The 12,103-nt window shown below is 44.2% G+C and carries 12 protein-coding genes and 1 pseudogene; all 13 read right to left on the reverse strand.

Annotated features, from left to right (window positions below; all coding sequences use genetic code 11):
• Positions 1-55: 55 nt before the first annotated feature.
• On the reverse strand, positions 56-448 hold the full coding sequence (locus IE039_RS04280) for a sugar transferase (RefSeq protein ID WP_308426350.1): 393 nt from the start codon (positions 446-448) through the stop codon (positions 56-58).
• 51 nt (positions 449-499) lie between these two features.
• Complete coding sequence (locus tag IE039_RS04285) at positions 500-1,246, reverse strand: CpsD/CapB family tyrosine-protein kinase (protein ID WP_010006202.1); 747 nt, start codon at positions 1,244-1,246, stop codon at positions 500-502.
• Between the two features lie 12 nt (positions 1,247-1,258).
• Positions 1,259-2,149 carry a YveK family protein gene (locus IE039_RS04290; protein ID WP_010006204.1) on the reverse strand — a complete coding sequence of 297 codons (891 nt, stop codon included), beginning with the start codon at positions 2,147-2,149 and terminating at the stop codon, positions 1,259-1,261.
• Positions 2,150-2,174: 25 nt separating this feature from the next.
• A complete protein-coding gene (locus tag IE039_RS04295; protein ID WP_010006205.1) occupies positions 2,175-2,942 on the reverse strand; it encodes a tyrosine-protein phosphatase in 768 nt (255 codons plus the stop codon).
• Positions 2,943-3,237: 295 nt separating this feature from the next.
• Positions 3,238-4,167, reverse strand: a pseudogene (locus IE039_RS04300) (aldo/keto reductase).
• 164 nt (positions 4,168-4,331) lie between these two features.
• Positions 4,332-5,684, reverse strand: a complete 1,353-nt coding sequence (locus IE039_RS04305; RefSeq protein WP_189428796.1) for a hypothetical protein — start codon at positions 5,682-5,684, stop codon at positions 4,332-4,334.
• A gap of 104 nt (positions 5,685-5,788) precedes the next feature.
• Entirely contained in the window at positions 5,789-6,520 is a 732-nt protein-coding gene (gene trmD, locus IE039_RS04310; RefSeq protein ID WP_010003850.1) for a tRNA (guanosine(37)-N1)-methyltransferase TrmD, read from the reverse strand.
• Positions 6,520-7,041: a ribosome maturation factor RimM gene (rimM, locus tag IE039_RS04315; protein WP_189428804.1), complete on the reverse strand. Its 522-nt coding sequence runs from the start codon at positions 7,039-7,041 to the stop codon at positions 6,520-6,522. Before rimM ends, trmD begins: the two co-directional genes overlap by 1 nt.
• Before the next feature lie 43 nt (positions 7,042-7,084).
• On the reverse strand, positions 7,085-7,594 hold the full coding sequence (locus IE039_RS04320; RefSeq protein ID WP_189428797.1) for an HdeD family acid-resistance protein: 510 nt from the start codon (positions 7,592-7,594) through the stop codon (positions 7,085-7,087).
• A 319-nt stretch (positions 7,595-7,913) separates the two neighbouring features.
• Positions 7,914-8,405, reverse strand: a complete 492-nt coding sequence (locus IE039_RS04325) for a methylated-DNA--[protein]-cysteine S-methyltransferase (protein WP_010003846.1) — start codon at positions 8,403-8,405, stop codon at positions 7,914-7,916.
• Positions 8,406-8,468: 63 nt separating this feature from the next.
• Positions 8,469-10,388 (reverse strand): PTS fructose transporter subunit IIABC, encoded by a 1,920-nt coding sequence (locus IE039_RS04330; protein ID WP_189428798.1) that lies wholly within the window; start codon positions 10,386-10,388, stop codon positions 8,469-8,471.
• A gap of 16 nt (positions 10,389-10,404) precedes the next feature.
• Positions 10,405-11,316: a 1-phosphofructokinase gene (pfkB, locus tag IE039_RS04335; protein WP_010003094.1), complete on the reverse strand. Its 912-nt coding sequence runs from the start codon at positions 11,314-11,316 to the stop codon at positions 10,405-10,407.
• Positions 11,313-12,077: a DeoR/GlpR family DNA-binding transcription regulator gene (locus IE039_RS04340; RefSeq protein WP_029509663.1), complete on the reverse strand. Its 765-nt coding sequence runs from the start codon at positions 12,075-12,077 to the stop codon at positions 11,313-11,315. The genes pfkB and IE039_RS04340 overlap by 4 nt, the downstream gene beginning before the upstream one ends.
• Positions 12,078-12,103 lie beyond the last annotated feature (26 nt).

Here is a 12,103-nt window from a genome sequence, read left to right on the forward strand (position 1 = left end):
CACCATTAAAGACCTTGATGGGTTTTTCTGTCCACTTAAATGTTCAACTTAAATTTTACAATCTGCCTAATGATAAAACTTTCTCATCTGTAATTGCAAGTGGTCTGGGGCCAATAAAGCTCATATCACCTTTTATAATGTTAAGTAACTGTGGTAATTCATCAATCGAAGTTTTCCGAATAAACATACCAAAAGGTGTAATATAACTCGTGATATCATTAAATTCTGAGTTGGCTTTCACTGGTGCACCGTCAGTCATTGAACGAAACTTATATAATGTAAACGGCTTAGAATTCAATCCAAAACGTTCTTGTTTGAAAAAAATCGGTCCTTTTGAAGTGAGTTTAACCAAAATCGCAACAAAAAAAAGCGGTACTATTAAGACAATACCAAGCGTAATCGCCACTATAGTATCTAAAAACCGCTTTAAAAATCTTCTATAGATCATTCTCATTCTCCACTCCCATTCCTATTTTAACCAGCTAGACTACTTGGTATCTCAATAACCATAGCCATAGCCGTATCCGTATCCATTACCCGAATTTTTCTTACGACTACGATCATTGTAAATAAACCCCAGCATTGGTGCTTCTGCTAATTTCAACATATCTACCGTACGTTGTAATGCGCCCTTCGTTGTGTGTCTCCCACTCACAACGATAGCCACACCATCCATCTTACTCATTAGAACCTGTGCATCAGTCACCATCAAGAAAGGAGGCACGTCAAAGATAACTAAATCATATTGCTGTCGCAACTCAGCAATCAAGTTTGTCATTCGACTGGAAGCCAGTAGCTCAGCTGGATTAGGCGGTACTGGCCCAGACGTTATCACGTCTAGCGTTTCCATGCGTGTATGATGAATAATTGATTGCGCATCACTATTCGCGTCAGCGAGATAGTTTGTCAAGCCATGATTATCCGTAATACCAAAGGTTGACGCTACCGTTGGCCGGCGCAAGTCGGTATCTACCAGCAAGATCTTCTTACCTTGTTGTGCATAGACTACTGCTAAGTTGGCTGTTATCGTTGATTTACCTTCAGATGGTAGTGCCGAAGACACAAGTAATGTCTTGACATTACCCTTTGCTACGGAAGCAAAATCAATGTTCGTACGAATCGTTCGAAATTGCTCAGAGACCGGATTTTTGGGTTCTGCTGCTGTAATCAAGCGTGCACCATTAATCATCGTATCCCGTGATAAGCCATCACGACCAGTTTTATATCGCTTTTTAAAAAATGCCATATCTTATATCTCCTAATCCTTACTTAAACGGCTCAAGCGCGAACGTGGATGCATTGCGTCATAACCTAATGATGAGCCTGTGTTGGCTGACATATCGAATTTCCCGATCTTTTTGATGTGTCCAACGGATCCTAAATTAGTTAAGCCAAACAATTGTGAGACTTCATCCGGGCTCTTAACTGTTGTGTCAGACAACTCCTTAGCCAACACAATTAAGAATGTTAACCCACCGAGTAATACGAGGCCCGCTAACGTAAAGAGCTTTGTATTTGGTGCAACTGGCACGTTACTTACCTTGGCTGAATCAATAATTGATACGTTATTGATTTTCATAAAGTCGCCAATTTTATTCTTGAATGAATCAGCGACGGTATTGGCCACCACTGCAGCTTCCTTGGCATTTTTAGCCTTGACATCGATTGAGAAAACTTGCGAATTTTGTTGATTAGAAATTGACACCATACTCTTCAGCTGATCCACAGACAAGTTGTAAGTCTTCTGTGTTGCTGGCTTCGTAATTTCCTCTTGTGCTGGCGCAATCAAACGGCGTGTCCCATCAGCCAATACCTGATATTCCGCGGGCTTGGCTTCTTGGACGACAATCGGTTCTGGATGCTTTAATTGCTTTGATACATCCCCTAAGACATTACTTGAAATCACCAAGTTCTTATACGTATTAATAATCTGTACAGCAGCTTGTTGATCTGATAAATTCACTGAACCGTTGTTATTATCGTTTGAGCGATTTACCAACATGCTGGTTGAAGCACTGTATGTTGGCGCAATTAAAAATTTTGCAATGCCAAAGCCAATTCCCGCACCCACGATTGCCATGAATAAGATAGTAAAAAAGTGCTTACGGATAATGTCCCATAGTTGTCGTAACTCAAGTACGTTATTCATTGTGTGTTAATCCTTTATTCTTTCATTAAAAACGGTTGCGTAGCCAACGTTTGACAATTGGTGCCGGTATCAGACGCTGAATGGGCCGCCCATCAATAATGGCTTCCGCATTCGACGCAAAGAGTTCGCTGATTTCAGCCCCCTGTTTCTTCCTTAGCTTGTCAAAAGCCGCCTGCATATTAAATGCTCGGTTGGGTAAGTCATGCACATCCGAGACAAAGACATGCCCCAGATTATGCGAGACAATCGCCTCGGCAAATTTTTGCACCTTTTTCCCAAAGACACCAACATATGAACTGGCTGTCACCTGCGCAATCGCCCCCCGCTCAACCAGCCGATACAAAATCTCTGGTTGAGCCATCAACTTGGTGTTGCGTTCAGGGTGGGCAATTTGCACCATAATCCCCCGTTGCATCAGATTAAAAATCATATCCTCACTAAAGGTTGGCACATCATCATCAGGAAATTCCAATAGTAAGTACCGGTTCCCTTCATCTGCAAAGAGAATTTCATCTGCCGCTAACGCTTCAATTAGCTCACCGTTAATCCGGACTTCTTGTGACGGAAAGACTTGTAGGGAAATCCCTTCTTGATCCAACATTGATTGAAATTTTTCGGTCAATGCTACCACATCAGCTTTTGGATTGTCGTATTGTCCATTCATATGATGCGGCGTCATTAACATCGCGTCAATGCCTTCCGCTACCGCCTCCCGTGCCATCCGTAAAGAGGCACGCATTGATGCCGAACCGTCATCAATATCCGGTAGCAGATGACTATGTAAATCGATCATACCCGCTCCTTAGTTTGTATTACTATTACAAGTTTAATATTACTATACTGGGTCAAACCTCGTATATAAGCAACCTTAACATGTGAAAGTTTCAACATTATTACAGTTATAAAACAAAAATTTCTTTTTGCCATATTACGGTTTGAGCAAGGTTATTTTCTCTCATATAACTTTTTTAAACCATAATAAAAGCGAACCGCTTACGCGTGTTCGCTTTTCGAAATCTTTACTTTTTATTTGTAAGAAAATATTAAATGATCCAACAAAATCACTTCTAATATCAAATTCGACGTGTTTAAGGCAATGTATTACCAGCAGCCAGATAAATATCATACCAATCTTGACGCGTTAACGTGACGTTATCACCATCAGCCATCTCTTGAATATGTTGGGCACTCATTGAACCAATGATCACTTGCATGTTGGCCGGATGACGTAAAATCCATGCCACCGCAATCGCGCTCTTACTGGTTTGATACTGATCCGCCAAGCGGGCGAGTTCGGCATTTAATTCTGGAAAATCAGGGTTATCCACAAACACGCCACCAAAGAAACCAAATTGCAATGGTGACCAGGTCTGTATCGTCATGTTGTGAATATGACTATACGCCAACAACTCCGCATCACGCATCGTCGCTGCATCATCGGTCATATTGACATGAATTTGTTAATCAATCATACCAGTGTGCATAATACCGAATTGTAGTTGGTTCACAATCAAAGGCTGCTGAACAGCAGTTTTTAACAGTTCAATGTCCAATGAGTTCTGATTTGACACCCCAAAGTAACGTACTTTACCACTTTTCTCTAAGTAGTTGAATGCTTCCGCAACTTCGGCCGGTTCAACTAACACATCCGGTCGGTGCAATACAAAGACATCTAGATAATCCGTTCCAATTCTGCTGAGTTCGTCTTCTACTGACTGGATTAAATTGGCTTTTGAAAAGTCCACTCTTTTGAAATTATCACCACGAACAATTCCACCTTTAGACTGAATGAGAATACTGTCCCGCGCAACGTTAGCATTTTTTAATGCTCGTCCAAATACACTGGATGATTGGCCATCACCATAAATATTTGCCGATTCAAAAAAATTAATGCCATTGCCAATGGCAGACTCAACCGCCTTTTGTGCTTCAATATCACTTCGCGTGCCCATACGCATGACACCAAGCCCAATTCGGGAAGCATTTAGTTCACTAACGCCTATCTTAATCTTCTTCAATATTCTCACCTCATTCTGGAGATACTTGATTGGTTTCAAAATCCGCAACAACTATTGACTGACAAGTCATATATCTAGTATTATAGCGCATGCTATCGTAGACAACTAATGTTCTGTTTGCACCGTCATATGATGTCTATTGTCTACAACAAAAAGCGAACACCTTACGAGCGTTCGCTTTTTGAAATGTCTACTTTCTTGTGATAAGAAAATATTAAACCATACAACACAATCGCTGCCAACACCAAAGTTGTTGCAACCGTGTTCCAACCATGCATGACTTGAATACTTTCAGCAGTCGGCGTACTGGCTGCAGTCATGATGAAAAAGTCTTGAATCGTATGGCCATCTTTAAGAATAATCACGGAGGCCAAGACCATCAGTAAAAACTGGGTCAAAATACTACCAATATTTTGCAACGTATACTTGACCCAGAGCCGCTTATCTTCTGGAATGGGTGCTGTCGCTTGATAACTTGTGGTTAACCAACCATTCAAGGTCCCTTTAAAGAGACTCACAATGAATAACCCGATTGGAAACAATGGCGTCCCCACAATCATCAGCAAGCCCACAACAATCCTAACTAGTGAGCGACGTTTGATGTCTGTCCCAAGTAGCGCCATCCCCTTTGGCGCCAACAGCGTCCCCAATACATAAGGCAAGTAAAAGTAGAAAAAGGCTTCCCGATGGCCATAAAACGCTGCTGTATACAGCGAACTAAACAAAAACAAATAATTTCCTACCGCGCCATTAATCAACGTTAAGCATAACAACTGATTTGGCACGTTACGTTGCACTTTTCGCCGCCAGAAAGTGACTAACCCGACTGTTAACAGGGCAATAAAGAAGAAACTGTTAATCACCGCATCAAAGGCTAACGTATCCGCCAACATGCGACTCGAGCGCAAGCCAAATAGTAAGATAAAAAACACAACGAACAAAATCAGGTAACGATACGAGGTCTCGGCAAAGTCATCGGCATCAACTTGATAATGGGTGATGACGTTTGGTGTTTGCAACGCCAAACCATACATCACGCTGTAAATCACGAAGAACACGAGGTACTTGACCCCTGCGGGCGACAGTAGCGCCGCCCCAAGCAACACTAACATCACCAGCGACCCAATCATATTGCCGCGTAACACCGCATCCCTTGTCTTCAGATACTGCCCAATTGCCGCATTAGCTGGTGGCAGCCACGCCCCACTCAGCCCGAGGAAAAAACCCGCCACAATAAAAATAGGAAAGTATAGGATCCCTAAAATACCAAAACCACATCCTAGTAACCCACAATAAAGCGCCAACTTTAGCAGGCTCAAACTATGTAAGCGTGTCTTAATCCCTCGAATAAAGAAAATCCCCGTCATCCGAAACGTATAAAATAAGACGAACGGTAAAACAGTCAGTAACGACTGCCCATTACTGAGCTGAATTAACAGCATAAAAGGCAAGACAATAATCGTACTACTTAAGATGGTCAGGGCAGATTTACCCACAATTGGCAATTGATTGGTCATAACGGTTTGTCCTCGTATGCAAAACGCGTCATGACATCACGTTTTAGGGTAAAGAAAAAGTCCAAGCAATGGCTTGGACTTTTTGTCATGATCGCATGATCTGATTACTCAGATTCATGTTTAATATCGTCTAAGAGATCGCGTTCCTGCTTTGACAGTGGTCGCTTCTCTAAGAGATCCGGCCGACGTAACCACGTCCGACGTAAGGACTCTTTTAATCGCCATTCGGCAATTTTAGCATGGTTCCCACTCATCAAAACTTCCGGTACCTTACGGCCCCGAAAATCAGCAGGTCGCGTATATTGTGGAAATTCCAACAAATTATCTTGGAATGAGTCTTCCTCAGCACTCACATTGTTACCTAAGACATCTGGTAAAAAGCGCGCCGTGGCATCAATGATGACCATCGCCCCAAGCTCTCCCCCTGTCAACACGTAATCCCCCAATGAGATTTCATCGTCAACGAGCTCGCGAATGCGTTCGTCATACCCTTCATAATGTCCTGCAATAAATGTGATATGTTCTTTTTGTGCTAATTCTTCCGCCACATGGTGGTCAAATTTGCGCCCTGCGGGATCAAGCAGCACCACGTGCCCCTTATCACCTGCTGCTGCTTCAACGGCAGCCATCGCATCAAAGATTGGCTGCGCCATCAAAAGCATCCCCGCACCACCGCCAAAAGGATAATCATCAACATTATTGTGCTTGTTTTCCGTATAATCACGAAAATCTGTCACATGAAAGTCTATTGCCCCTTTGTCAATCGCTTTCCCCAAAATCGATTGTTTCAACGGTGTAAACATATCTGGAAATAAACTTAAGACATCAATTCGCATTAATCTAATAATCCTTCCAACGCATCAATCGTGATGCGCTTATTATCGACATCAACGTTTTTTACCACGTCATCAATCATCGGAATTAATGCATCTTTTTGCCCTGGTCGCTGTACAACCCAGACATCATTAGCCCCAGTGGCCATAATTTCTGACACCACACCGATGTCGTTACCGTCTAGGTCAAATACACGACTATCTATAATTTCGTCGTAATAGTATTCATCATTCCCTAGTGTCTCACGTGCATCGCCATAGACATAGACATCGTGTGTTTTATATTTTTCGATATCGTTAATGTTGTTCACGCCTTCAAAAAGCACTAACCACATATTTTTGTGCAAACGTGACGACTTGACCTTAAATGGGACAAAGCCATCTTTTGTTTCAACTTGTAGTTCCGCACCTTTTTTGAAGCGCTCATCAGCAAAATCAGTAATCGCTAAGATTTTAACTTCACCACGAATGCCGTGGGTGTTGACAATTGTGCCAACTTTAAAATAATTTTCTTTTGTCATAATAATATTATAGCATAGCTTTTATGACCACTGGCAGGTGTTGTGCTTAGGCGTGACGGTGTGACCAAGTGAAGTATTGGAAGATCTTCACAACACCCACAATGATCATTGCCAAACCAAGTAGTAGCCACAAGATTGCTGCACCGATAAGTGGTGAGAATAGTAATACGATACCGGCCAACAAGCTAATCAATGCTGAAAATACTGCCCAACCCTTACGTTCAAAATACTTCAATGAGGCAAAGGTTACAATAGCTTCAACGATCCAAGTGATACCAACCAACAAACCAACGATCAAGAATAGGTAAGCTGTTGCTGCGTACAAGTTGATGAAGCTGAAGACACCAGCCACCAAATAAATCACACCAACTAAGAAGCTACCTAAACGCGCCCAAGCTGATTCGTCATCATGTGTGCCGATTGCGGCAACATAAGCTGCACCAATCGCAATAAAGGCGATACCAACCATGATCGTAACAGCTGCGGCTGTACGGTTTGGCCAAAAGACAATCAAAAGACCAAAGACCAAAGATAGTAGACCTTGAAGTCCTACCATCGAGCGCAACTACGTGTAAAATAAGTCTGACATTTTATTCTCTCCTCCTATATAGCTATTATAACCCTTCCAACCATTGTTGTCGGTTGTCACACAGCCAAAGGTACTGAATCTGATGTCGTTACGCCTTTTGTCATACCACATAATTCGCTACATTGCATTTCAACAAGCATAACGACCGCATTCCCCCATTAACTGCATCACTCAGACAGTCAGAATTGAAATAGGTAAATATCATACGTTTATCATTATATGAAAAGTAAACCCCTTTTTTAAACTTTTTTAGCACTCGAACTCGACGTGTGCTGAAATCTGCGATTTAACGCGGATTTTCCGGTATATCTAATGATAGTAAAACTTGCTTGATCTCGGGCCCATAAGCATATTTCCCAATCCCACCTTGCTTTGGCAAAATTCGATGACAGGCATTAATAATGGTCAGCGGATTTTTGCCAACAGCCGTGGCCACGGCCCGAATCGTCTTGGGATAATTGGCCCGTGCTGCTAAATCCGAGTATGTGAGTGTTTCAGTTGGCGTCATTTCATGTAAGGCCATCCAGACGGCCCGTTGAAACGGCGTCGCCCGCAGGTAATCAATCTTAATCGTCCGAAAGTCCACTGATTCCCCAGCAGCATAACGCCGAAATAGATCGAGTTCTGGGACCTGACCCGCTTGAACTGTCGCTGTGGGATAGTCTGCTAAAAATTCTTGGCGCCCATCATCCGCTAAACTCACAAAAACCACGGCATCATCTTGTTTGAATACCGTCAGTTGTCGTTGTAAAAATGGCATTGTGTCGTAAATAATCATGGTTTCATTTTAGCATAATGAGTCATAAGACATAAAAAGCACGCCTGACGGCGTGCTTTTATCTTACTTTCGCTTTAATAGGCCGAAAATCACACCAGAAATCACAGCCCCAATCGCAATAAAGAGCAAGTACAAGAGTGGTGAACTCGTCAAGGCAATCACGAAGATACCACCATGCGGTGCGAGCAACTTAATGCCTGTCAAACCAACCAAACCACCAGCGACCGCTGATCCAACCATGAAGCTTGGAATGGCGCGGACTGGATCGGCAGCAGCGAACGGAATCGCGCCTTCCGTAATAAAGGACAACCCCATCACAATGTTGGTCAATCCAGCTTCACGTTCTTGCTTGTCAAACTTATGCTTGAACATCAACGTTGCCACAAACACAGCCAACGGTGGCACCATCCCACCAGCCATCACGGCCGCCATAATATTTGACCCACCAGTCGCCACTGTTGCGGCAAGGGTACTTGTCCCAAAGACATAGGCGGCTTTGTTAATCGGACCACCCATATCCACCGCCATCATGCCGCCGAGCAGCGTGCCTAGCAACACCGCGTTCGTGCCGCTTAAGCCTGACAAGAAGTTATCCAACCCTTGGTTAATGCCTGACACTGGAATGTTGATGAACAACATCGCAAACCCAGTCAACAAGACACCCAGCACTGGATAGAACAAAATCGTTTTGATCCCATCAAGTGACTTTGGCAAATTGCTTAAGAGCTTCTTGAGTAGCAAGATAATCCCACCGGCTAAGAAGCCACCGACCAAAGCGCCTAAGAACCCTGACGGAATTGGCATATGCTTGGCATCTAGTCCAACGTTATAAATGTTATACCCGTTGGCTGACAAAGCACCGGCAACGAATCCCGCCACCAGACCTGGCTTTTCGGCAATCGAGTAGGCAATATACCCTGCTAACACTGGCAACATGAAACCAAAGGCAGCCCCACCAATTTGCTTCAAGAAAGCCGCAATTGGATGATACGTGCCCAAACTTGATAGCATATCCTTTGGCACACCAAGACTTTGGTCAATCAAGAAGGCAAAGGCAATCGCAATACCACCACCAATCACAAACGGCAACATGCTTGACACACCACTCATCAAGTGACGATAAAAGGCTTTACCAATTGATTGAGACGTTTCTGTCTCTTTTTGCTTTGGTGCATCACTATGGAAAATCGGTGCTTGTTTGTCTAAAGCCAGATTAATCAATTCTTCTGGCTGCCGAATCCCGTATGCTACTGGCCGATTAATTAACGGCTTGCCATCAAAACGTGCCATCTCCACGTTTTTATCGGCGGCAATAATCACGCCTTGCGCCTCAGCGATATCAGCGTCACTCAAACGGTTCCCAACACCACCAGCACCGTTCGTTTCTACCTTAATGCGAATGCCGAGTTCCGCAGCTTGCTTTTTCAAGGCTTCTTCGGCCATGTACGTATGGGCAATCCCAGTCGTACAAGCGGTCACGGCCACCAAGAATGGTGCATCTTGGGCCACCGTTGTCACCGGTTCTGGTATCACTTCTTGCTCGCTGAACAGTTCAACGACTGCTTCTGGGGTTTGTGCTGCTTTCAGCTCGTCCATAAAGCCATCTTGGAGCAAAAAACGTGACAAACTGGCCAAAGCTTCCAGATGGGTATTATTGGCATCCGCAGGGACGGCAATCATAAATAACAAATGCACCGGCTGACCGTCCATGGCGTCGTATTCGACCCCTTTTTCAGAACGGGCAAACACGACGGTGGGTAGTTTAACAGCACTATTTTTACTGTGTGGCATGGCAATGCCATCCCCTAATCCAGTCGTTGTCTGGGCTTCACGTGCCAAAATGCCTTGCATAAAGGCTTGTTTGTCAGTAATGCGACCAGCGTCATACAGACGGTCAATCATTTCCTCAAAAGCTGCTTGCTTGGTGGTGGCCTTCAGGTCCAGTATCATAACGTCGGTTACTAACAAATCGCTGATTTTCATGATGTTTCCTCACATATTATATTGGTGTGACACGAACTTGTTGATAAATTGATGTAATTGTTGCTTTTGTGGCGATATCATCGCTGAATGCCGTGGCTGTCCCACTGGCAACCGCCATTTTAAAACTTTCAAGCACATCGGCTGTTTGCAGCCAAGTGCCAACAAAACCGGCAATCATTGAATCGCCAGCACCGACCGAATTTTTCACCGTGCCAGCCACAGGGGCGGCGAAGTAATCACCATCGGGTGTTAGGAGTAGTGCGCCGTCACCAGCTAAGGAAACGATGGCCAATTGCGCGCCGTCAGCGAGTAATTGGTGTCCCCAATGTTGGACATCGGCTTGGGTGGTCAATGTTGTGTGATATAGTTGGGCCAACTCATGCCGATTTGGTTTCACCAACAACGGATGCTGGCTTAAAGCGGCTTGGAGTGGTGTACCCGTCGTATCGATCACAAATTGCGCTTGGTGTTGGGCAATTTTTTCAATGATGTGTTGATAAGTATCCGCAGCTAAACTTTTAGGCACACTACCTGACAAAATCACCGTATCATCGGCGGTTAGTTGATCAAATTGTTGCAAGAAAGTTGCTAATTCATCCGGCGTAATCTCTGGACCCGTTGCGTTGATTTCCGTTTCCACATCGGCTTTAATTTTTAAATTAATCCGTGTGTTACCCGCAATCGTCGTAAAGGCTTGTTTGAGATGTGGTTCATTTAACGTTGCTTGCAAGTGTTCGCCGGTGAAACCACCTAGAAAACCTAGCGCTGTATTGTCGATGCCCAAATGGCTTAATAGCCGACTCACGTTGATTCCCTTACCACCTGGAAACAATGTTTGTGAGGTTGACCGATTAGTTTCCCCCAAAGTCAGAACGGGTAAGCGCGTGATGTAATCCAATGATGGGTTTAATGTGACGGTATAGATCATTTTGTCTCCTCCGCTTCAATCACAGTCATGACTTGATGCAGTGCCTGACTTTGATCTGCTGTTAGTTGTGTGGTAATCAACGTGACTTGTGATAAGTCCACCGCCTTGGCAAACGAGGCCGTCCCAATCTTGCTGGCGTCCGCTAAGACATAGCTGGCTTGGGAGCGCTCAACCACAGCCTTTTTAATGGCCGCCTCTTCTAAATCTGGCGTGGTTAACCCAAAGTCAACGGACAAACCGTCGGCACCAATGAAACTCGTTTGAAAGACCATGTGGTTGATTTGATTCACCGCCGTAGCGCCAATGACTGCATCCGTGGTCTGTTTCACCTGACCGCCAATGATCATCACTGGAATCATCAAATCCGATAATTTAGCGGCATGATGCACCGAATTGGTCACCACCGTCACGGCTGGTTTTTTATCAGCCAGATAAGGGATGACCTCACCCGTCGTCGTCCCAGCATCTAAGAAAATCATTTCACCGCCTTTTAATTCGGCGGCGGCACGCTTGGCGATTTGTTGCTTATCGGCTTGATAAATGGTACGCCGTTCATAAACCGTCATGTTATCACGGTCAGGTGTGATCAGTTCAACCCCACCATGCACGCGTCGCACCACCCCTTCTGCTGCCAAGTCAGCTAAATCTCGCCGGACGGTCGAGAGCGAGGTTTGGGTTGCCTGTTTTAATTCTTGGAGGGATACAAATTGATTCTTTTGAATAATATCTCGTAGTCGCTTTTTTCTTTCTTCAACAATCATTGGTTATCCTCATTTAAAATGTAAGC

Source organism: Leuconostoc lactis KCTC 3528 = DSM 20202, from assembly GCF_014651235.1.
Taxonomy (GTDB): Bacteria; Bacillota; Bacilli; order Lactobacillales; family Lactobacillaceae; genus Leuconostoc; species Leuconostoc lactis.